The sequence below is a fragment of the Flavobacterium sp. MFBS3-15 genome (assembly GCF_026107645.2).
GTDB lineage: Bacteria > Bacteroidota > Bacteroidia > Flavobacteriales > Flavobacteriaceae > Flavobacterium.
Genome location: NZ_JAPCHV010000006.1, coordinates 95,219 through 116,440 on the forward strand (window position 1 = coordinate 95,219; position 21,222 = coordinate 116,440).

Below are 21,222 nucleotides of genomic sequence, written 5' to 3' on the forward strand. Positions count from 1 at the left end.
TAAACATTTGTTTATTCCTAAATCCTTCCTAATTTTGTCCGTATGAAAAACAACCTTTTGCGTTATTTATGGCTTTCAATAATCTTCATAGGAGGATATGGCCAGCTATATGCGCATGAGGATATTGCTGTTGGCAACCTTAAAAATACAGCTTACAAGCAGGAGGGGTTTTGCGCTGCAAGCCTGCACCGCCATGTAACGCTTATTAACTATGCCACGCTTCATTTTGAAAAACAGCAGGAAACCATCGAGTTTTCGCAAAGTGAAAATGAAGAAGAAGAACTTTCATTAGATAAGGTTAACTTGTTAAGGAGCCATATCGCCCTTAATAAGCAATACCTGAATTCGTACTATGCAAATGCGCCCGGTATCTTTTACGAAAATACTGCTGCCCCACAAATTTGCAATACACCTTTCCATAGCCTTTCTTCCAGACAGTACATACTGTTCAGGGTGATCAGGATTTGATTTAAACCGTGGCAACCCGCCGCGCATTCCCGTTTCCATTCATTCGGGATTGGCTTTCGCCTCCGGATGATGCGTGTATGAGATACACATCCCTTTAAATCAAATCAGAACAATCGTATAATTTAAGATATGAACAAGATCATCATGCTTTTCACTGCATGCGGCCTTTTAGCACTCGCATCATGCCATTCAGAAAAAGAGCACAAAGAAGAACACACCGAATTCCTTGCTACCCAGCCGGTAGTTTTGGATACCATAATTAATAAAGAATATGTCGCCCAGGTAAAGTCAATTCAGCACATAGAACTAAGGGCACAGGAACGCGGCTACCTTGAGAAAATATATGTTGACGAAGGCCAGGCTGTGAAAAAAGGCCAACTGCTGTTCCAGATCATGCCGAAGCTATATGAAGCAGAGTATGAAAGGGCTAAAGCCGAGGCTAACTTTGCCGAAATTGAATATAAGAATACCAAAAGGCTTGCAGAAAGCAATGTTGTGGCTCCTAACGAACTTGCTATGGCAAAAGCCAAGCTGGACAAAGCCAAAGCTGAACTTTCATTGAGCAATGCCCACCTGCAATTCACCCAGATACGCGCACCTTTCGACGGTATCATCGACCGTTTCCATGTAAGGCTGGGGAGTCTTGTAGATGAGGGCGACCTGCTTACCGAGCTCTCGGATAACAGCAAAATGTGGGTATACTACAACGTACCTGAAGCCGAATATCTTGACATACAGTCAAAACTCAATACAGGCAACAAGGTTAATGTAAACCTGATGATGGCCAACAATAAAATGTTCGACCATCCGGGTGTGGTGGAAACCATTGAGGCCGACTTTAACAACGAAACAGGCAACATAGCCTTCAGGGCCACTTTCCCGAACCCGAAAAGTCTTTTAAGGCATGGCGAAACCGGTAACATCGTGATGACGCAGCCTTATAAAGGCGCAATGCTCATCCCGCAAAAAGCCACCTTCGAAGTGCTCGAGAAGAAATATGTATATGTTATCGACAAGAACAACCAGATCAAATCGCGCGAGATAACCCTTGCTGCCGAGCTGCCGCACATTTTCATAGTAAAAAGCGGGTTGTCTACCGATGATAAGATACTCCTGGAAGGCCTTCGCCTTGTAAAAGAGAACGAGAAGGTAAAATACAAGCTGGAAGACCCTAAGCATGTGATTTCGCATTTAGAGCTGTACGCTGAATAACTAACACTTTAAATCCGAAAAAAAATGTTTAGCAAGTTTATACACAGGCCTGTATTTGCGATCGTTATATCCATCATGATCGTATTTGTAGGTACGCTGTCCATATTCAGCCTGCCTACCTCGCAATTCCCCGAAATTGCGCCTACCACAGTAAATATCTTTATCGCTTATCCGGGCGCGAGTGCGGATGTACTGGTAAAGTCTACGCTTATTACCTTAGAGAATGCCATCAACGGTGTGCAGGATGCACGCTATGTTGCTACCGATGCCACCAGTGCGGGCGAGGCCACACTAAGGGTGATTTTTGAACCGGGCACCGACCCTAACCAGGCGGTTATCCGTGTGAAAACGAGGGTTGACCAGGTAATGCCGCTGCTACCCGAGCTTGTGCAGAAGGAAGGTGTGGTAATTACGCCTATCCAGCCGAGTATGCTTATGTATGTGAACCTCTATGCCAAGGACAAGAGCATGGATGAGAAGTTCCTGTACAACTATGCCAACGTGAACATGATCCCCGAGATCAACCGTATCAAAGGGGTAGGGCGTACGCAGATATTGGGTAGCCGTACCTACGCGATGCGCATCTGGCTGAACCCTGACAGAATGAGGGCCTACAACATTTCTGTCGATGAGGTGATGAAAGCCCTTGGCGAGCAGAGCATCGTAGGCCGTCCGGGCCGTATAGGACAGAGTTCCGGTATCCAGGCACAATCGCTCGAATATGTTTTGACTTATAAAGGCCGTTTCAGCGAACCATCCGAATATGAAAATGTAATTGTGCGTGCCAACTCAAGCGGTGAGGCCATCCGATTGAAAGACATCGGCAAGGCCGAGTTGGGCAGTGAGTTCTTTGATATTTATTCGAACCTTGACGGGCATCCTTCGGCTTCTATAGTATTGAAGCAGAACTACGGCAGTAACGCGACGGATGTAATTGCGGCTGTAAAAGCCAGGCTCGAGGAAATGAAGGAAACCTTCCCGCCGGGAATGGACTATAAAATCAGTTATGACGTATCGCAGTTCCTTGATGCGTCTATAGAGCAGGTAATCCATACATTAAGGGATGCATTCATCCTGGTAGCAATAGTCGTGTTCATCTTCCTGGGTGACTGGCGATCGACGCTTATCCCGATATTGGCGGTTCCGGTATCGCTCATCGGGGCATTCTTTGCCATGCAATTGTTTGGGCTGTCCATCAACCTTGTTACGCTGTTCGCATTGGTATTGGCCATCGGTATCGTGGTAGATGACGCCATAGTCGTCGTCGAGGCGGTGCACGCCAAATTTGAGGAAGACCCACACATTACGCCGTACAATGCTGTGAAAAAAGTATTGGGCGAGATCAGTGGTGCCATCATAGCGATCACTGCAGTAATGGTTTCGGTATTCCTGCCTATCTCGTTCATGTCGGGCCCGGTGGGTACGTTTTACCGGCAGTTCTCGATCACCATGGCGAGCTCGATCGTAATTTCGGCTATCGTCGCACTTACCCTTACTCCCGTATTGTGTGCCATATTGCTTAAAAACCACCACGGCCACGAGCGCAAAAAAAATATATTGACAAAAGGCCTTGATAAATTCAACCAGGGCTTTGATAAGATGACCGGCAAATATGTTGGTTTGCTTAGGCTTATCGTGAACAGGAAAGTAGTGACCTTCGGGGTGCTTCTCGCTTTCTGTGCAGGAACATTCTACATGACCAAAATTCTTCCTTCGGGCTTCATCCCGAGTGAAGACCAGGGTACCATTTATGCTATCATCCAGACGCCTCCCGGCTCTACGCTGGAAACGACCAACATGGTTTCGCAACGGCTGCAGAAGATTTGTGAAGAGGTGGATGGAGTAGAATCAGTATCATCGCTTGCCGGTTATGAGATCATGACTGAAGGCCGCGGATCGAACGCCGGTACCTGCCTTATCAACCTGAAGCCGTGGTCCGACAGGGAGCACACCGTGGTTGAGGTGATGGAAGAGCTGGAAGAAAAGACACGTGGCCTTGGCGCCAAGATAGAGTTTTTCGAGCCGCCGGCCATTCCGGGCTTTGGTTCATCAGGTGGTTTCTCAATGCGCCTTCTGGATAAGAACACGACTACGGATTATGCCGACTTTGATAAAGTGAACAAGCAGTTTATGGACGAGCTGGGCAAGCGTAAAGAGTTGACAGGTTTGTTTACCTTCTTTGCAGCCAACTATCCGCAGTATGAACTGGAAATAGACAACGACCTTGCGATGCAGAAAGGCGTATCCATAGGCGATGCAATGGAGAACCTTAACATCATGGTGGGTAGTACCTATGAGCAGGGCTTCATCAAGTTCAACCGTTTCTTTAAGGTGTATGTGCAGTCGGATCCCAAGTTCAGGAGACTGCCATCGGACATCCTTAATATGTTTGTGAAGAATGATAAGGGCGAAATGGTACCGTACTCGGCTTTCATGAAGCTGGTAAAAGGTCAGGGCCCTAACGAGATTACACGCTATAATATGTACAACTCGGCCGCCATACAGGGGCTTCCGGCAAAAGGCTATACCACAGCCGATGCCATTGCCGCTGTAAAAGAGGTTTCCGAAAAACTGCCTAAAGGCTATGATATTGCATGGGAAGGCCTTTCGTATGACGAAGCCAGCCGCGGCAACGAGTCGGTGTATATCTTCCTGATCGTACTGGCGTTTGTTTATTTTGTTCTTGCGGCACAGTACGAAAGCTTCATCATTCCGATGGCGGTTGTATTCTCGCTTCCTGTAGGGGTATTCGGTACATTCCTTGTGCTCCAGATGATGGGACTGGAAAACAACATCTACGCGCAGATCGGGCTTATCATGCTTGTCGGGCTCCTGGGTAAGAACGCGGTACTTATAGTAGAGTTCGCCGTCCAGAAGCGCCACGAGGGCTTTACGATACTTGAAGCCGCCATTGAAGGTGCCAAGGTGCGTTTCCGTCCGATCCTGATGACATCGTTCGCATTCATCGCCGGTTTGATACCGCTGTTGATAGCGCATGGGGCAGGTGCCATCGGTAACAAGACCATTGGTGGCGCGGCGTTGGGCGGTATGCTTTTTGGAACCGTATTCGGGGTGATCATTGTGCCGGGCTTGTACTACATCTTCGGATCGCTGGCCGATGGCAGGAAGCTCATCAAGTACGAAGAGGACAGCTCGCTTTCCGATTCATTCGTGCACCAGATAGACGATTTTTCACACAGGGAAGAACCCGACCAATCCAAAGAAACTGAATAATGATGGTTAAGAAGATAATATATACAGGCTTTTTTGCCGCATTGGTGGCAGTAAGCGTTACATCGTGCAAAACGCCGGGGATCGCTCAGCGCGAGGAAAATAAAAATGTACCTGCAAGTTATGCAAACAACTCCCTGGACAGCACCAACACTGCTACGATTAAATGGAAGGACTACTTTACCGATCCGAATCTTGCCGCACTGATTGATGTTGCCCTGAAGAACAATCAGGAGCTGAACATCACGATGCAGGAAATCGAAATCTCGAAGAACGAAATCCGTGCCCGTAAAGGGGAATATCTCCCGTTCGTAGGCCTTGGTGCCGGTGCCGGTGTGGATAAAGTGGCGCGCTACACTAATATAGGTGCAATGGAGGCCACAACCGACATAAGGCCAGGTAAGGAAATGCCCGAGCCGTTGCAGGACTACAGGCTGGGATTGCAGGCCAACTGGGAGCTGGACATTTGGAAGAAGCTGCGCAACTCGAAAAAGGCGGCCGTGAACCGTTATCTTGCTAGCATAGAAGGAAGGAACTTCATGGTGACCAACCTTATCGGGGAAATAGCCAGTTCCTATTACGAACTGCTGGCACTGGACAACCAACTGGCTATCGTACAGCAGAACATCGGCATCCAAAACAATGCCCTTGAGATCGTAAAGCTGCAAAAGGAATCGGCAAGGGTGACCGAATTGGCCGTACAGCGTTTCCGTGCGCAGGTGCTCAATACGCAGAGCCTGCAATACGATATACAGCAGAAGATTGTGGAGACGGAGAACAGGATCAACTTCCTGGTGGGCCGTTTCCCACAGCATGTAGAGCGCAGTACCCAAGCCTTCACCGACCTTGTTCCGGCAGCAGTACAAACAGGATTGCCTTCGCAGCTGCTTGCCAACAGGCCGGACATCCGCCAGGCAGAACTTGACCTCATGGCCGCCAAGCTGGATGTGAAAGTAGCCAGGGCAAGGTTTTATCCTTCGATAGGCATCTCGGCAGGAATAGGATACCAGGCGTTTAACCCGTCGTATATTTTCAAGCCGCAGTCGCTGATGTATAACTTTGCGGGCGACCTTATGGCGCCGCTCATCAACAGGAATGCTATCAAGGCTGAGTACTACAGTGCCAACAACAAGCAGGTGCAGGCGGTATACAACTACGAGAAAGCCATCCTGAACTCCTATATAGAGGTAGCCAACCAGCTTTCGCGTGTGGGCAACCTCGAAAAGAGCTACGGCCTTAAGGCGCAGGAAGTGGAAGCGCTGAACCAGTCGGTAAACATTTCCAACGACCTGTTCAAGTCGGCCAGGGCGGACTATATGGAAGTACTGATGACACAGCGCGACGCACTGGAATCGAAGTTCGACCTGATAGAGACAAAATTGCAGCAGATGGAAGCGATGGTTGCCATCTACCGCTCACTGGGCGGCGGATGGAACTAAATACTTTTGTTTAGTTGGTTTGAGGGTGAAGCCTCCGCGGGTTGCGGGGGCTTCTTTTTTTTACAAGAATGCGATTTTCAGCATTTTGTTTTTTGCACAACATATCTGATTCGAGATAAGAGAATTGTTTAATAATCAATAAAAATCGCAACAAATTTTTATTGAATTGTTAGAATACTTCGCTACTTTTGCCTCCAACAAAACAAATTATCATGAAACCTGATCTTTTCCAGGCACCTGACTACTACCTGTTGGACGAATTGCTGACAGACGAGCATAAAATGGTGCGCGACGCTGCCCGTGAGTGGGTTAAGCGTGAAGTTTCCCCAATAATAGAGGACTATGCCCAAAAGGCGGAATTCCCAACACAGATCATCAAAGGCCTTGCCGACATCGGTGCCTTTGGCCCTTATATCCCTGAAGAATATGGAGGCGCAGGCCTTGACCAGATCTCTTACGGGCTTATCATGCAGGAAATCGAAAGGGGCGACAGCGGTGTGCGTTCTACAGCTTCCGTACAGTCGTCACTGGTAATGTACCCGATTTGGAAATACGGTAACGAAGAGCAGCGTATGAAATACCTGCCTAAGCTTGCCTCAGGCGAATTCATGGGCTGTTTCGGCCTTACCGAGCCGGACTATGGTTCGAACCCCGGAGGTATGATCACCAACTTTAGGGATATGGGTGACCATTACTTGCTGAACGGTGCCAAAATGTGGATATCCAATGCACCATTTGCTGACATTGCGGTGGTATGGGCTAAGGACGAGGAAGGCCGCATCCACGGGCTTATCGTAGAGCGTGGCATGGAAGGCTTCACGACTCCCGAAACACATAACAAATGGTCGCTCAGGGCTTCGGCTACAGGCGAGCTTATATTCGACAACGTAAAAGTACCTAAAGAAAACCTGCTTCCTAACAAGTCGGGATTGGGCGGGCCGCTGGGGTGCCTTGACTCTGCCCGTTACGGCATCGCATGGGGTGCCATCGGTGCGGCAATGGACTGTTACGATACCGCGCTTCGCTACTCGAAAGAGCGTATCCAGTTCGACAAACCTATCGGGGCGACACAGCTGCAGCAGAAGAAACTTGCCGAAATGATTACTGAGATTACTAAGGCGCAGCTCCTGACGTGGAGACTGGGTGTGCTTCGTAACGAAGGCAAGGCAACATCAGCACAAATATCTATGGCCAAGCGTAATAACGTAGACATGGCGCTTACCATTGCCCGTGATGCACGCCAGATGCTGGGCGGTATGGGTATTACCGGCGAATACTCCATCATGCGCCACATGATGAACCTTGAAAGTGTGGTTACCTACGAAGGTACACACGACATCCACCTGCTTATCACAGGTATGGACGTGACAGGTTTCGCGGCTTTTAAATAAGAAAGGATAACCTTTATATATAGAAAATCCCATCATTTCGATGGGATTTTCAGTTTAAAAAGAATTGAGTTAGTTAAAATTATTGCTTTATGAAACGCAGCGATTGAGTTGCATTGCCGTCGTCTACCTTTATTGAATACACACCATTGGCATAATTTGCAATGTCGATGCCCTGCCCGTCCGACTCAATCTTCCCTTTGCCCACCAACTGGCCAAGGTTATTGTATATCGCATACGTTGCGGCTTCAGCCGGATTGTCCATTTTAAGGTTAATCATTGTGTGTGCCGGGTTAGGGAACAGGGTGATGCCTTGTGCATTCACTGAATTTTGGTTGCCCAGCACCCCGCTTACCTTAAATACCCTTGTGTCTGAAGTGGTATAGGTGGCGCCTCTTGCAAGGAGTATATTACCGGCAGAAATTGTATAGTTTCCGTAACCTAGGTCACAGCATATACCGTCTCCAAAGGAGTCGTTTATTGTAAAGGTATAGCAATGCCCTTCTTCAATGGCTACCGTTTGCGTATAGGTAGGGAATGGTGTTACAGGAACTTCCAGATCCTGATACGGCCCGCCGGAGGCAACAACCACATTAAAGCTATTTTTCAATTGCCATGTAATGTCGGCACCAAATATATCCTGTGTCACGGTTATGGTCACTTCATCAGCATCAGTTACCGGAGCAGTGATGAAGGTCTTGTTTTTGTTGTCGTTAAATCCGTTCTCATCGTCTTCACCGTTTACGGTAGTAAGGCTAACATGCAGTATGTGGCCGCCGGGTATAGCGGTTATTGCAGGTAGTTCTGCTACGGTATCAGTGCCGGGCGCAAGGCTTCCGGTCCAGTTATAGGTGGCAGGAGTGTCATTGTCTGCCCAATAAGTAATAACAGCCGATGTTATTGCTGACGTTCCTGCGTTATAGATGAGAACTTCCGGTACGGCATCGGCACTGCAGGCCACTACATCAATACCTTGTATTTCAAGCGATCCGTCGTTTACCCTTTCTTCAACGGGTGTGCAAGCCTGTGATACCGCAAGCGATGCCCTTCGTGGAGAATGGGCGAGTACGGCATGGATGCGGTCTTTTTGATCCTGGGTAAAAACGTTCATGCACGTCTCGGAAGAGTAGTCCATGTAGTTCTCTATCATGTCCATTCCCGGATTATCAAGGCAAGAGTCCTTACCTGCTGGGCAGTTGCCTTGTGTTGGGCCACTTGCAACAGGGGTGTCTTCACAAAAATCATCTATGTCGCAGCCACCATCTCCCCATATGTGCCTAAGCCCCAGGAAATGGCCTATCTCGTGGGTAGCTGTCCTTCCAAAAGTCCCGGCAGCATAGTTTCCTTGCGGATAAATTGCAGGTGAACCGAAAAAACGCGCAGCGATTACCACTCCATCCGTTTCCTCTGTTTTTCCCTGGTAAGGCAAGCCATCCAATTCCTGAAGGTCCTCAGGTAGTTGTGCATAGCCTTTCAGCGCAGGTGTGCCGAACAGGAGTATGTCACTTACAATCCAGACATTAAGGTATAACGATGTATCCCAATGCGTTTCCGGTTTAAGGACAGTTTCAATGGCATTCATTTCCCACGCCGGAAAATTATACTGGTGACGTATGATTCCCGTAGTAGGTCGGCCTTGAGGATCCTGCTGTGCCAGGCAGAAGGTGATGCCGGTATCGGCGCCTACAGGGTTCTCATTATATCCCGGTGTGCCGGCAATCCTGCGATAATCCTGGTTGAGTACCTCGATTTGTGAAAGCACCTGCGCGTCGGTAATGTTCTCATTTACTCCCAAAGCATCACCATTGTGTACAATGTGAACTACAACGGGTATCTGTACGTTGTTGTCGGTCGTGTTGCCATTTCTTCTCAATCTATTGTTTTTTATGGCATTCACTTTCGGTGCCAGCCATTGTTCAAATTGTCCAGTCGTTGAACGGTTGGGGTTGCGCTGCTGCAGATAGGTTTCATATTCGGTGGTGCCGCATTGGGGCGGCGGGCCAAATTGTTTTGGGGTTTGCTGCCGTTCCTGCGCAAGTACTCCTACAGACAGTAAGGCGGAAAGGAAAAGCATGCCTTTTTTAAAAGTAGAATTCTCCATGGTTTATGTTTTTTGATTTAATGATTTGCCAATTCGTAATAGCGGACGATTGGCTTTATAACAAAAATCAATACTTGTGTGAAATCCTAATTGAACAAATACGACATAGCTATAAAAAAAATCAAACCCTCATTAAAAGTTTTCAACAATAACCTTTTCGGACATCGTGTATATCTTAAACTGCTGCTCCGGATTCAATAATTTAAGAAAATTTACGTTGATGTAAGAAATGTCAGGCACTATTTTTGTGTTTAGTTAAAACGAAGAAATCGGTGTTGCAGCTTGAGGCCGTACTTCGTAAATTTGTAAAAACTATTGCTATGAATATTTCTACCATCAACAACAGCATTCTGCGACACAGGGAACTGTTGTTACAGCACTCCTTATATAATAAGGTAAAAAGCATTGACGACCTGAGGCATTTTCTCGAGGGGCATGTCTATGCAGTTTGGGATTTTATGTCGCTCCTTAAGGCGCTGCAATCCAAGCTTACCTGTACCAATACGCCGTGGCTCCCGGTGGGCAATCCTGAAATACGCTACCTTATTAACGAGATAGTTTTGGCTGAGGAAACCGACCTGAATGCTGAGGGCAAGCGCCAGAGCCATTACGAAATGTACCTTGATGCCATGAAGGCCTGTGGCGCCGATACTTCGGCAGTGGAGGCTTTTCTTGAAGATGTGGTGGAGACACAGAATATTTTTGTTTCCATCAGGAAAAGTAGCTTGCATGAAGACATAAAGGCGTTCCTTGATTTTACCTTCAGGGTGATTGATGAAGGCAAGCCACATGAAATTGCCGCCGCCTTTACTTTTGGACGCGAAGACCTTATCCCGTCGATGTTTACTGAGATACTCAGAAGCTTTAAACAAAACTTCCCCGAAGTGAACCTGGATAAGCTTATCTATTACTTTGAGCGCCATATTGAGCTGGATGCGGACGAACACGGCCCTATGGCCATGCAGATGATTACCGAACTTTGCAGCAGCGATACCCGTAAGTGGAAGGAAGTAGAGGAAATATCAATGATGGCCCTGGAAAAAAGAATAGCACTTTGGGATGCTATTGAAGATAATATACTGCAGCACGATCTTGCGTCCATATGAATCAATCCCGGCACAGCCGGGATTTTTTAGTCATCGTAACCTAAATAACATATTTTTAGCTATTTTCGGCACAATTTAATAAGCATCAATCAATGAAACACAAATTTACTATTGCTGCTATTGCGGCAGCATTCCTGTTTTTATCGCCGGAAGCCAAAGCACAGCAACCCGCCAAAAGGTTTGGCAGGCCGGTTGAATATTCAAAATGCGGCTCTACCGAGTATGAAGCGCTTTTAAAACGCAAAAACCCGCAAAGGGCAACCACCCAGCAATTTGAACAATGGATGGCGCCCAAAGCCGCCCAGGCGAAATTGAACCGCCTGCAAATGAATAGCATAAATACCAACGTTTTCAATACTAATCAGGTAGTGACTATACCTGTAGTAGTGCACGTGATACACAATGGTGACGCCGTGGGTGAAAACGAGAACATAGCCAATGAGCAAATACTTTCCCAAATTACGGTGTTAAACCAGGATTTTCGTAGAATGCTCAATACCCCCGGGCACAATACAAACCCTGTAGGTGCCGATGCGGAGATTGAATTCTGTTTGGCACAACGTGACCCCGCAGGGCTTTTTACCACCGGTATCAACCGTTATGCTCTCGGCTCTGATGATGGATGGGACGTTATGGATATCGAGGTTCTTAAAACCCAAACCCAGTGGGATCCTACACGTTATCTCAATATTTGGGTCGTTAACGAAATGGCAATCGAAGGTATATTTGCTGTTGCCGGTTATGCGCAATTCCCGCAACAGTCCGGGCTTCCCGGCCTTGACGGTGGCAGCCTTTCCGAGGAAGCCAATACCGATGGTGTTGTAATTGCGGCCAACTGCTTTGGTTCGTCTGACATTTATCCGGATGGATTTTATAATCCCGGCCAGGATAAAGGCCGTACGACCACACATGAGGTAGGCCACTTCTTTGGGTTAAGGCATATTTGGGGTGATGAAGAAGAATGTATGGGTAACGACTTTTGTGCCGATACGCCGGTAGCTGCAAGCGCCAACAGCGGGTGCCCGGATCCCGGTTTTGATTCATGCCCCAACGATGATGGATTTGATATGGTGCAGAACTACATGGATTATACCGACGACATTTGCCACAACATCTTTACCCTGAACCAAAAGGACAGGATGATGGCAGTATTAGCCAACTCTCCAAGGAGGACATCGCTTACCACATCCAATGGCTGTGTGCCGGGTGAAGTTTTCGACCTTGATGGTTCATTGGACATACAGGGCATCAACCCGGAATGCGGTACGTTGATTACTCCGCAGGTGGTGCTTTCAAATGCCGGAAATGTAGTACTTACATCTGCTGCCATCAGCTACCGTGTAGACGAAGAAACGGCTGTAATATACAACTGGTCCGGAAACCTTACGGCAGGCCAGCAGGCTACCATACAATTGCCGAACCTTACTGTAGTGCCGGGCAGCCATACATTTAATGTAGCAATAGTTACGCTAAATGGCGGGACAGATCAGGCTCCGTCCAATGATAACAAGTCACAGGCATTCAATATTGTCCAGGTATATAATACCAATGAGATCATAGTGAATATTATGACTGATGATTATGGTTCAGAAACAATATGGGTTGTTTTTGATAGCAACGGAGAGCAGATAGGGGGCAATATCGACCTGTTAACGCTGGAAGGAGAGCTGTACGGAAATAATGAATTCCATAGTACTCCGGTTCCGGTAAGCAATAACGAATGCTACGGATTGCTCATATTTGACTTTGGAGGTGACGGAATGTGCTGTGACTGGGGTGAAGGTTATTACAACATTACTACTGCTGACGGTACTGTTATTGCAGAAGGCGGTGAGTTTGGACAGCAGGTAGAATTTGAGTTCAGGATCGATACCAGCCTTGGAATGGGCGATGTGGCGAAAGGGCTTAATGCAATCAGCCTGTTCCCGAACCCGGCCAACAGCGTACTGAACATTGCAATGCCACAAAACATGGCGCTGCCTGAAGGTTATACGGTATTCAACAGCCTCGGGCAGGTGATGGATGCGGGTAAATTCACATCAGCATCGCAGTCACTGAATATTTCAGGTTATGCCAATGGCGTATACTTTGTAAAAGTAGCTTCGGGCGATAGCGCAAGAACACTACAGTTCATAAAATACTAAAACATTCGTTTCTGTATACAAAGAACCCCGCCAATGGCGGGGTTTCTTATTTTTTATTAAGCAGGTTCCTTAGTTACGTTCACCCATTTTGATGGACATCCACGAAGCCTCAAATATCAGGTTGTCGCCTATGTAGGCTTTGCCTTCCTGCTTGATGATCTTTTCACTCAGGCGCGCGTTTTTTACTACATACCTTATCTGTTCGCCAAATCTTGCGCCGGCATAAAATTGTGCCGATTCTATCTGTACCAGTGCGAATATGCCATCGGTTATGCCGAGCAGGCGTACGCCCGCCCCGCCTGCCTGTGCCATCGACTCTATGAGTATGGTGCCGGGAATGTAGTCGAAGTCGGGGAAGCTGCCTTTCAGTAGTGCATCGGCTTTATCTTCAAACGTCATTGTAGCGATTATTTCCTCAGTGGTAGCCGACACGATCTCGTCCACAAAAAGGAATGGCGCGCGGTGCGGTATCAGTTCTTCAATGTTTTCTCTCATGGCAAAATGGTTTTGCGTTAATGTAAAAATCCCGATACTATCGGGATTGTGTTTTATAAATGGCTAAGGATTTCCTTTTTAAAGGCATCATATTCACCTTGCAGGATCAGCCCGTTATCGAGCAGTTTCTTGTAGTTCTGCAGCTTGTCGAAAAGCTCTTCTTTGCTCAGTCCGGCAAGTCCTTCCGGTTTGGCTGCCGGTTTCTCTTCTTCCACCGGGGCAGGTGCTTCCGTATACACAGGAGCCGATGGCTGTAATCCCGGGGTTATGATCTCGGCAAAGTCGTTTACCTCTTCGGTTTCCACTTCCTCAATTTCTTCTGCAGGTTCAACAGGTGCAATTACAGTAGGTTCGATTATTACAGGCTCAGGCTGTATCGAAGTCTGCGGGCTGGCAGGTGAGGCTGCTTCTTTCAAAAGCTCCAGCTGTTCTTTGGCAAAGGTGTTGATCTTGCGCGCCTGTATCTTTGGTATATAATCTATCGAAACCGTAAGGTCCGTATTGGTGTTGAATGAGAATTCAGATCCCAATATGTTTTCCTTTACGAAAGTGCCGGTAACTGCCGTCCATGGGTAATCGGTAAAATCCATCGAAAGGCCAAGGTTCTTCGGCTTGCAGATGATGATCCGCTTATTGGTAAGCACAATGCTGTCCGGGAAAACATTGATGGCAGGCTTTTTCTGCACGCCTATGTAGCCGATTTCCTCATTGCGCATGAGTATGTCGCTTATCTTCGACGTGATTTTCTCTACCGCTTTAGGGTCCTGCTCCTCATTGAGGAAATTTTTTATATGCTCTCTCATCAGTTAAATAGTTGATGTTTCAAAGTTACAAAGTCGGCCGAAAAATCCTAATTATCTTTTTGCAATATTTCGGCTTGCACTTTTTTAGTCAGGCTGTTAAAAACCAGTTCGTATGAATGGCTTATCAGTTCCAGCAGCAGCTTTTGCGGTACATCGCCATTTACGTCTATGGTATTCCAGTGCACCTTACTCATGTGGTAGCCGGGGTTTATGGAGTCGTATTCCGCGCGGAGTTCCAAAGCCCTTTCGGGGTCGCACTTCAGGTTGACGGATGGTTCATTCTTTTCCCACTGCGAAAGTGAAGAAAGCGCAAACATCTTGCCCCCGACTTTAAACACCAGCGTATCTTCATCAAAAGGAAAATGCTCGGTAACGCCTTTTTTCGAGAGGCAGTAATCATAGAAATCCTGTATGGTCATTGTTTCTTATTTTCCAGATTTCCCAAATGGGTAAATTTAAACCCTTTTTCGTATTTGAGCCCGTACCCAAATAGCCTGTCCATAGAGGAGTGGGTAAAAAGCATTACCCCTGTAAGCTGCAGCCATTCATTCAGGGTATAAATACCCAATAGGTAAACCGCAATGGCGATGCCCCGGTGATGGAAAAAATTGTAAGCCCGGGCGCCGGCTTTATTCCCCCCAAGGTACCCCAGCATCGAGAGGTCGGGTGCCAATAGCAAAGCCGCAAACCACCACCATTCAAAACCCAACAGGCTGAAAAGGTAAATCCCTAAAGCGAAGAGTGCTGCCTCCTCAAGTTTTATAAGTGTATTCATGATATTTTATATAAAACCGGCTTGCTCGGGCTGGCATCATTCTCAAACGAGGCGATCTGCAGGTTGAGCAGGTATGCGCCATCCGCTACCGCATCGGGTACATATATCATCTCGGTTATGGTGGCATCGTGTCGGGCATCGGTGTTGAGGTGGTTTACATCGGTTACATTCCAGAAAGCCTTGTGCGAGACCAGCCTGCCTTCGTCATTCTCGCGGTCTACGCTAGGCAGGTCGATAAGCAGGTGCCTTATCCCGCATTCGCGGATAAACAATGTCGCAGCTTCCTCAAGATAGGGCGGGTTGGTATTGCTGTAATTCTTCGATTTTTTGTCCGCGTCATTCGGCAGCGTACGGATGATGATGGCCTCGGGCTTTTTGCCGTCAAGGGCTTTTTCGATCTGCACTTTCGTAATGACAAAATCTTCCCCCTGCACTTCCGGCTGTACCGAAACCACTTCTGCCACAAAAAAGAACTGTTTCAGCGCCTGGTTGATGCTGTAGAAATCTTTGGTGATGTGGCCAAGGCATTCGGTATGCGTGCCGTGCCCGTGCGGATTGAAGAATATATTATTGAAGTTGGTCGACGCGCCCGCACTCACCTTGCCGGTCCAGTCGCCCATTTTTACCGGTTCGATAACCGGCTTGTCCAGATACCACGCTATGGGGTTGCTGTCGCTGTTGGTCAGCGGGATAGAGATGTCTATGGGGTGTGACAGGTCAACTTCGAAGGGTGCGTTATTATGGGTTAGGGTTGCTTTCATAAATATGTCCCTTCAGTATCCATTCAATTTGTCATTTCGACGACAGGAGAAATCTCTGTCTGTGACGTATTTGAGATTTCTCCACTACGCTGCACTTCGGTCGAAATGACACACGACGGCTTTACTTAAAGGGAAGTGGTTTAAGTTCAATCCAAATTTAGGAAAAACAGGTCACTTGCAATGCCGTCGGCCAAAAACTTTCCGCTTTTGGTGGTTTTCAGGATGCCATTGTCGTTGGCAAGCAGTCCCTGCACAATGAATTTGGCGGCTTCTTTCTCCAGATGGGTACGGTATAACGCGCCGAGCTCTTTTTCCACACGGTCTAACGATATACCCCAAATCGTGCGTAATCCGGTCATGACATATTCATTATAACGGTCGGCAGGGGTAAGCTTTTCGGTTTCCGATGGCAGGCTGCCTTCGCCGATGCGTTTCAGGTAAAGGGCGTTGTTGGCAATGTTCCAGCTGCGGTGCGTGCCGTTATAGCTGTGTGCCGACGGGCCTATGCCGATGTATTTTTTGCCGAGCCAGTAGGCGGTATTGTTCTTTGAAAAATAACCTTCCCTGCCAAAGTTGGAGAGTTCATAATGCACAAATCCGCTGCTTTCCAGCTTTTCTGTCAAAAGCGAGAACTGCTCCTGTGCAGCTTCATCGCTGGGAGGGGAAACGATTCCTTTTTGTACCAGCGTGTGCAATGCGGTTTTTGGCTCTACCGTAAGCGCGTAGCTCGAAATGTGCGGGATGCCAAACGATAAGGCCTTGTCGACATTTTCCAGCCAGCGGCTGTTGCCCATACCGGGTGTTCCATAAATGAGGTCGATGGAAATGTTGTCGAAATGCTTTACGGCTTCGGCAATGCAGTTTTCGGCCTGTGTGGCATTGTGGGCGCGGTTCATCAGCCTGAGGTCTTCTTCAAAAAAAGACTGTACGCCAATGCTCAGGCGGTTGACTTTGCTTTTTGAGATTTGGATGATCCTTTCCGTTGATAAGTCATCCGGATTGGCTTCGAGGGTGATCTCCGGGCTTTCCGATACGGCATAGTTTTGATAAACGGTATCGATAAGCAGGTCGATTTCTTCATTCGACAGTACTGAGGGTGTGCCGCCGCCGAAATAAATCGTTTCAACCGTTTCATTGGCAAATTCTCCCTTGCGTAGTACGATCTCTTTGGCCAGGGCCGCAACCATTTCGTCCCGTTTTTTCATCGAGGTCGAAAAATGAAAGTCGCAGTAATGGCATGCCTGCCTGCAAAAAGGAATGTGGATGTAAATGCCCGCCATGCTGCAAAGCTACGGCCTTTTTTCCATAAAAAAGCCCCGTCGAAACGGGGCCTGATAACTTGCCGGTGACAGGTTAAAAATCGTATGCTATCTTGAACTGTCCGTTTGTAACGGTTACGTCTGCACCTGTTTCGGGATGTTCGGCATTTACCGTAAAAGTACCTTCAATAACCGTAAAGTTCCCCACAGTCGTTTTTGAAGTGATGTTGAATGTACCATTGTTGGACACCAGTTCTTCCTCGTAGCCTAATGCTGTGTTGTATTTGTAAACCACAACTTTATTCACTTCTGAGTTGGCATTGAACGTGTTGTTGCCAACAGCTATTGTGCCGGGATCGATTAAGAACGAAAAGCTGTACTCATTATCACTATTAGAAAATAGCGAATATGAACTGCCTGAAGTAGTGCCTCCTTCTACCTCGTGCCATGCGTTGCCATTTACTGTTGCAGAAACAGTCAGTCCGTCTATTGGTGGCGGGGTGTTGGTAAGGTCGATTACAAAGCTGCCTTCAACAGTCACAAAATCACTGTCCAGATCGTACTGGTCATCATAAAGCTTGCCGGAAAAATTTGCCTTTACCTGGTTGTTGTCAAGCGATACCATCTCGAAATCAAAATAGTTTTCTTTGAAGAAGTAATGGTTCATATAACTATTGACGTTGCCCTGCGTAGAGAAGGATGTCGCTGTTGCGATGTCGCCAAATACATTGAAAGTCAACTGAATTGACCGTCCATCAGCTGCGCCCGCAGAAACGAATATCTGTTCACCGCTGATGTAGCCGCCATAAATGGTCATTGGAACTTCTGTGCCATTCAGGCTGTATTCAAAAGACTGGTCTTCGTTGCCAGGGTTGTTGTCAACCGGATCAGAATCATCCGAAGAGCAGGAGGCCATAAGTGCAACAAACATTACAAATAATGCATTCTTGAGTGTTTTCATAAAATTGAATTGGTTAGATTTATGTGTGATAAACGCAAATATATCTTTTATGGTATCGTCAAGAAAGTATTTACCCTTATAAATACAGGGTTTTTCACGATTTAAGTTCAAATGATTGATTTGAAGTGTCTTGGCGATTTACTTTTTTACCCGCTCTTCATTCTGCTTTATGAAAGCATCCCAGCCGGAGTAGCTTTTGCCGCCAACAATCTTGCCCGAATTGAAGAAATGGCAAACGGCTGCTGCAAGACCATCGGTGCTGTCGAGGTTTTTGGGAAGTTCTTTCAGGCCGAGGAGCTGTTGCAACATTTTGGCCACCTGCTCTTTGCTGGCTGCACCGTTGCCGGTTATGGCCATTTTGATCTTTTTGGGTTCGTATTCGGTGATGGGTATCTGCCGCGAAAGCCCTGCCGCCATGGCTACCCCCTGCGCTCGCCCCAGCTTGAGCATCGACTGCACGTTCTTCCCGAAGAAAGGCGCCTCGATGGCGATCTCGTCGGGCAGGTGGGTGTCGATAAGCTCTATGGTGCGCTCAAAGATGAGGCGCAGCTTTACATAATGGTCGTCGTACTTGCTGAGCTGCAATTCGTTTAGCTGGAGGAATTCCATCTTTTTGTTTACGACCTTTATCAGGCCGAAACCCATGATGGTCGTGCCAGGATCGATGCCCAATATTATGCGTTCGGTTGCCAAAATTTAAATTACTTTTGCGGGCATGCTTACCCTCTCGCGCAAAGCTAAGGAATTCCTTGTACTTACGGCCAAACTTTTGATCGTGGGCGGGGCATTTTATTTCATCTACAGCCGCATTTCGGATGATGACAGCCTCGATTGGTCGCGCATTACCGAAGCAGCTTCGCGTGAAGGGTCATACCTCCTTATTTCTCTCATCCTGCTGCTCACGTTCCTCAATCGCTTTTTAGAGATTGTCAAGTGGTGCAACCTGGTTTCGTGGCTGCAGCCGCTGCCACTCGCAAAAGCCGCCGAACAGGTGCTGGCCGCCATGACCGCCGCGATATTCACTCCAAATGGCATAGGGGAGTATGCCGCCAAGGCACTTTATTACAAAAAGCAGCAGGCCGGCGACATTATCTTCCTGAACCTTGTGTGCAATGGCATCCAGCTCATCATTGCGGTGCTGGCAGGGATTGCAGGGCTTATCATTTTCAATGTAGTGTACGATGTCATTGCTGTTGGTACGCTGTTGCTCATTCTTGGGGCGATAGTGGCTGCCGGCCTACTCGTATTCGCCTCGCGCAACATCGCCATCAAAGGCTACTCGCTGCAACGCCTGTTTGCAAAAGTAGGGGAGGTGCCCAAAGCCATCCACCGTAAAAATGTGCTGTTAGGCTTTGGCCGGTATTTATCGATCATCCACCAGCATTATTTTTTGTTCCTGCTTTTTGGAGTAGACTTGCCTTACCCGATAATGATAAGTGCCATAGCGGGCATTTACTTCCTGGGGTCGTCATTGCCCACCTTCCAGTTGCTGGACTTTGCAGTGCGCGGGAGCGTAGCGGTGTATTTCTTCGGGATATTGGGAGTGAACGAATGGATTGTGGTATTTGCCGCAACGCTCCAATGGCTGCTGAATATCGTGTTGCCGGTAGCGATCGGTAGTTATTTTGTTGTCAGGTTTAAGGCCTCTCCCAAGCCCTCTCCAAAGGAGAGGGAGTAGCTTCACCCGAGCGTGCTACTTCCAAAATATTCGACTTCGTACTTCCGACTAAAAAACCTACTCCACATCCAGTATTACCGGCAGTATGAACTGCGTGGTAACCGGTACACCTTCCTTTTGGGCAGGTTCAATCTTTGGGAAATCGACAAGGCGGGCCTTGAGGATGCTGTCAATAGCAGTGCGGTCATACGAAACGCTGTCGGTGGGCATTTCGGGTTCGAATTTTAATGTGGAATCAGAGAATACCGTGACTTTTACCTGTATCGTGTCCAACTCGGGGTAGAGCAGGGCAATGGTATCGATACCCAGTTTTTCCTGTACCAGGCGTGCCATCTGTTCAAAAAAGCATTCCTTTTTCAGCTGCTTGTCCATGATGGCATCGCATTCGGCCATCGAAGGATAGCTGCTCACTTCTTTCCAGTTGATCTCCTTAAGGCGTTTTTGCAGCAGGGCATCCTCGTCCGGCACCTGCTTGTCAAAGTACTGGCAGGAGCTCAAAAAGGCAAGCAGGAAAAGGGCAATGGCTTTCTTCATTTGCCCAAAAATAAGGAAAAATTATTTAGCCGTACAATTATGCCCCATTACAGCTATTCAACATTATCTACAAAGTTTTCCAGCATCTCCACTTTACGCCATTTTTTCATGGCTTTTTGGATGATGTTTTTCGGGACGGGTGAGGTAAGGTCGTCGGTGAAATGGGTAAAGTTTGAAATGAAATCTTCAAGCGGATCGGTGTCGCCCTCAAAAGTTTCCAGGAAGGATTTGTTGCATAAAAGCTTTATTACCGCATCGTAGGCTTCGTCATTCAACCGGTGATTGTCGGTTATTTCAGTGATTGCTTCAAGAATGTTACTGTTGTTATCAATGTCATCATTAGTACTCCCAACAGATATTTTTACTACGGATGATGGCGTGTGGTAATCCTCGTTACTTACCATCCCTTTAATCTCCAGTTCACAGGAAAGCTCAAAAGGTACGTTGGTATTGTAATCACCTTCAAATCCAAGTTCTTCTATCACTCCTTTCCAATAGACGGCCACTTTATTACCCTCAATTTTCCCGAATGTGATCTCGTTATCCTTTACGCCGTTGTGCGTAAGCACATAGAAAGTGAACAAATGCTCGTCGGTCACATAATCATAAGCGCCTTTAACCTCTATGGTTTTTTCTGCGAGGGATTGGAGATTGCCCTGTGTGGCGATCATCTGTTCGCAACGTATATTGCCGCTATGCATTCCTTCATCCATAAAAGGCGCTTCTTCGCCTTGTACCCAAACATCCCATAGCGTGTAAGTCTGACCAAAATCCTCCTGGTTGTATTCTTTTATGTACGATTTTGCCGTGTCGATCGGAAAAATGTAATCTTTGATTTTGAGGGTGTTCATTGTTGGTTGATGATTT

At 47.4% G+C, this 21,222-nt stretch carries 19 protein-coding genes; 8 read left to right on the plus strand and 11 right to left on the minus strand.

Features of this window, described 5'->3' with window-relative positions:
- The first annotated feature begins 42 nt into the window (after nucleotides 1-42).
- The 5 genes from OGH69_RS06685 (at nucleotide 43) to OGH69_RS06705 (ending at nucleotide 7,741) form a co-directional block, all read left to right on the plus strand.
- Complete coding sequence (locus OGH69_RS06685) at nucleotides 43-468, plus strand: hypothetical protein (RefSeq protein WP_265173677.1); 426 nt, start codon at nucleotides 43-45, stop codon at nucleotides 466-468.
- A 129-nt stretch (nucleotides 469-597) separates the two neighbouring features.
- Nucleotides 598-1,680, plus strand: a complete 1,083-nt coding sequence (locus tag OGH69_RS06690; protein ID WP_265173678.1) for an efflux RND transporter periplasmic adaptor subunit — start codon at nucleotides 598-600, stop codon at nucleotides 1,678-1,680.
- Nucleotides 1,681-1,704: 24 nt separating this feature from the next.
- On the plus strand, nucleotides 1,705-4,914 hold the full coding sequence (locus OGH69_RS06695) for an efflux RND transporter permease subunit (RefSeq protein WP_265173679.1): 3,210 nt from the start codon (nucleotides 1,705-1,707) through the stop codon (nucleotides 4,912-4,914).
- On the plus strand, nucleotides 4,914-6,350 hold the full coding sequence (locus OGH69_RS06700) for a TolC family protein (protein ID WP_372339333.1): 1,437 nt from the start codon (nucleotides 4,914-4,916) through the stop codon (nucleotides 6,348-6,350). Before OGH69_RS06695 ends, OGH69_RS06700 begins: the two co-directional genes overlap by 1 nt.
- A 212-nt stretch (nucleotides 6,351-6,562) precedes the next feature.
- On the plus strand, nucleotides 6,563-7,741 hold the full coding sequence (locus OGH69_RS06705) for an acyl-CoA dehydrogenase family protein (RefSeq protein ID WP_265173680.1): 1,179 nt from the start codon (nucleotides 6,563-6,565) through the stop codon (nucleotides 7,739-7,741).
- A 79-nt stretch (nucleotides 7,742-7,820) separates the two neighbouring features.
- On the opposite strand, the gene OGH69_RS06710 is transcribed toward OGH69_RS06705, so the two are convergent.
- Complete coding sequence (locus OGH69_RS06710) at nucleotides 7,821-9,839, minus strand: M43 family zinc metalloprotease (protein ID WP_265173681.1); 2,019 nt, start codon at nucleotides 9,837-9,839, stop codon at nucleotides 7,821-7,823.
- Between the two features lie 320 nt (nucleotides 9,840-10,159).
- Here OGH69_RS06710 and OGH69_RS06715 point away from each other — a divergent pair, with 320 nt between their 5' ends.
- Nucleotides 10,160-10,945, plus strand: coding sequence for a DUF3050 domain-containing protein (locus tag OGH69_RS06715; RefSeq protein WP_265173682.1), 786 nt, complete (start codon nucleotides 10,160-10,162; stop codon nucleotides 10,943-10,945).
- A gap of 92 nt (nucleotides 10,946-11,037) precedes the next feature.
- Entirely contained in the window at nucleotides 11,038-13,089 is a 2,052-nt protein-coding gene (locus OGH69_RS06720) for a M43 family zinc metalloprotease (protein WP_265173683.1), read from the plus strand.
- A gap of 69 nt (nucleotides 13,090-13,158) precedes the next feature.
- Here the strand turns inward: OGH69_RS06720 and OGH69_RS06725 are convergent, their stop codons facing one another.
- The 8 genes from OGH69_RS06725 to ruvC all read right to left on the minus strand — a co-directional run bounded on the left by OGH69_RS06725 (nucleotide 13,159) and on the right by ruvC (nucleotide 18,836).
- Nucleotides 13,159-13,584 (minus strand): 3-hydroxyacyl-ACP dehydratase FabZ family protein, encoded by a 426-nt coding sequence (locus OGH69_RS06725; protein ID WP_265173684.1) that lies wholly within the window; start codon nucleotides 13,582-13,584, stop codon nucleotides 13,159-13,161.
- A gap of 53 nt (nucleotides 13,585-13,637) precedes the next feature.
- The gene (locus OGH69_RS06730; protein WP_265173685.1) at nucleotides 13,638-14,387 is read right to left on the minus strand and encodes a PH domain-containing protein; all 750 of its coding nucleotides are present in this window, start codon (nucleotides 14,385-14,387) and stop codon (nucleotides 13,638-13,640) included.
- 47 nt (nucleotides 14,388-14,434) lie between these two features.
- Nucleotides 14,435-14,806, minus strand: coding sequence for an MmcQ/YjbR family DNA-binding protein (locus OGH69_RS06735; RefSeq protein WP_265173686.1), 372 nt, complete (start codon nucleotides 14,804-14,806; stop codon nucleotides 14,435-14,437).
- Entirely contained in the window at nucleotides 14,803-15,162 is a 360-nt protein-coding gene (locus OGH69_RS06740; protein ID WP_265173687.1) for a DUF4260 domain-containing protein, read from the minus strand. Before OGH69_RS06740 ends, OGH69_RS06735 begins: the two co-directional genes overlap by 4 nt.
- Nucleotides 15,159-15,923: a cyclase family protein gene (locus OGH69_RS06745; protein WP_265173688.1), complete on the minus strand. Its 765-nt coding sequence runs from the start codon at nucleotides 15,921-15,923 to the stop codon at nucleotides 15,159-15,161. Before OGH69_RS06745 ends, OGH69_RS06740 begins: the two co-directional genes overlap by 4 nt.
- Nucleotides 15,924-16,069: 146 nt before the next feature.
- Nucleotides 16,070-17,203 carry a radical SAM family heme chaperone HemW gene (hemW, locus tag OGH69_RS06750; RefSeq protein ID WP_265173689.1) on the minus strand — a complete coding sequence of 378 codons (1,134 nt, stop codon included), beginning with the start codon at nucleotides 17,201-17,203 and terminating at the stop codon, nucleotides 16,070-16,072.
- Between the two features lie 73 nt (nucleotides 17,204-17,276).
- Nucleotides 17,277-18,143 (minus strand): hypothetical protein, encoded by an 867-nt coding sequence (locus OGH69_RS06755; protein ID WP_265173690.1) that lies wholly within the window; start codon nucleotides 18,141-18,143, stop codon nucleotides 17,277-17,279.
- A gap of 138 nt (nucleotides 18,144-18,281) precedes the next feature.
- Complete coding sequence (ruvC, locus tag OGH69_RS06760) at nucleotides 18,282-18,836, minus strand: crossover junction endodeoxyribonuclease RuvC (RefSeq protein WP_265173691.1); 555 nt, start codon at nucleotides 18,834-18,836, stop codon at nucleotides 18,282-18,284.
- Between the two features lie 22 nt (nucleotides 18,837-18,858).
- Between ruvC and OGH69_RS06765 the strand changes: the two genes are divergently transcribed.
- Nucleotides 18,859-19,821 carry a hypothetical protein gene (locus OGH69_RS06765; RefSeq protein ID WP_265173692.1) on the plus strand — a complete coding sequence of 321 codons (963 nt, stop codon included), beginning with the start codon at nucleotides 18,859-18,861 and terminating at the stop codon, nucleotides 19,819-19,821.
- A 57-nt stretch (nucleotides 19,822-19,878) separates the two neighbouring features.
- On the opposite strand, the gene OGH69_RS06770 is transcribed toward OGH69_RS06765, so the two are convergent.
- Together OGH69_RS06770 and OGH69_RS06775 are read right to left on the minus strand one after the other, a co-directional pair.
- Complete coding sequence (locus OGH69_RS06770) at nucleotides 19,879-20,355, minus strand: hypothetical protein (protein ID WP_265173693.1); 477 nt, start codon at nucleotides 20,353-20,355, stop codon at nucleotides 19,879-19,881.
- A 53-nt stretch (nucleotides 20,356-20,408) separates the two neighbouring features.
- Entirely contained in the window at nucleotides 20,409-21,206 is a 798-nt protein-coding gene (locus OGH69_RS06775; RefSeq protein ID WP_265173694.1) for a hypothetical protein, read from the minus strand.
- Nucleotides 21,207-21,222 lie beyond the last annotated feature (16 nt).

What these genes read in the sequence shown, in the direction of transcription:
- OGH69_RS06685 (WP_265173677.1), top strand. Translation starts at nt 43, where the DNA reads ATGAAAAACAACCTTTTGCGTTATTTATGGCTTTCAATAATCTTCATA.
- OGH69_RS06690 (WP_265173678.1), top strand. Translation starts at nt 598, where the DNA reads ATGAACAAGATCATCATGCTTTTCACTGCATGCGGCCTTTTAGCACTC.
- OGH69_RS06695 (WP_265173679.1), top strand. Translation starts at nt 1,705, where the DNA reads ATGTTTAGCAAGTTTATACACAGGCCTGTATTTGCGATCGTTATATCC.
- OGH69_RS06700 (WP_372339333.1), top strand. Translation starts at nt 4,914, where the DNA reads ATGATGGTTAAGAAGATAATATATACAGGCTTTTTTGCCGCATTGGTG.
- OGH69_RS06705 (WP_265173680.1), top strand. Translation starts at nt 6,563, where the DNA reads ATGAAACCTGATCTTTTCCAGGCACCTGACTACTACCTGTTGGACGAA.
- OGH69_RS06710 (WP_265173681.1), bottom strand. Translation starts at nt 9,839, where the DNA reads ATGGAGAATTCTACTTTTAAAAAAGGCATGCTTTTCCTTTCCGCCTTA.
- OGH69_RS06715 (WP_265173682.1), top strand. Translation starts at nt 10,160, where the DNA reads ATGAATATTTCTACCATCAACAACAGCATTCTGCGACACAGGGAACTG.
- OGH69_RS06720 (WP_265173683.1), top strand. Translation starts at nt 11,038, where the DNA reads ATGAAACACAAATTTACTATTGCTGCTATTGCGGCAGCATTCCTGTTT.
- OGH69_RS06725 (WP_265173684.1), bottom strand. Translation starts at nt 13,584, where the DNA reads ATGAGAGAAAACATTGAAGAACTGATACCGCACCGCGCGCCATTCCTT.
- OGH69_RS06730 (WP_265173685.1), bottom strand. Translation starts at nt 14,387, where the DNA reads ATGAGAGAGCATATAAAAAATTTCCTCAATGAGGAGCAGGACCCTAAA.
- OGH69_RS06735 (WP_265173686.1), bottom strand. Translation starts at nt 14,806, where the DNA reads ATGACCATACAGGATTTCTATGATTACTGCCTCTCGAAAAAAGGCGTT.
- OGH69_RS06740 (WP_265173687.1), bottom strand. Translation starts at nt 15,162, where the DNA reads ATGAATACACTTATAAAACTTGAGGAGGCAGCACTCTTCGCTTTAGGG.
- OGH69_RS06745 (WP_265173688.1), bottom strand. Translation starts at nt 15,923, where the DNA reads ATGAAAGCAACCCTAACCCATAATAACGCACCCTTCGAAGTTGACCTG.
- hemW (WP_265173689.1), bottom strand. Translation starts at nt 17,203, where the DNA reads ATGGCGGGCATTTACATCCACATTCCTTTTTGCAGGCAGGCATGCCAT.
- OGH69_RS06755 (WP_265173690.1), bottom strand. Translation starts at nt 18,143, where the DNA reads ATGAAAACACTCAAGAATGCATTATTTGTAATGTTTGTTGCACTTATG.
- OGH69_RS06765 (WP_265173692.1), top strand. Translation starts at nt 18,859, where the DNA reads ATGCTTACCCTCTCGCGCAAAGCTAAGGAATTCCTTGTACTTACGGCC.
- OGH69_RS06770 (WP_265173693.1), bottom strand. Translation starts at nt 20,355, where the DNA reads ATGAAGAAAGCCATTGCCCTTTTCCTGCTTGCCTTTTTGAGCTCCTGC.
- OGH69_RS06775 (WP_265173694.1), bottom strand. Translation starts at nt 21,206, where the DNA reads ATGAACACCCTCAAAATCAAAGATTACATTTTTCCGATCGACACGGCA.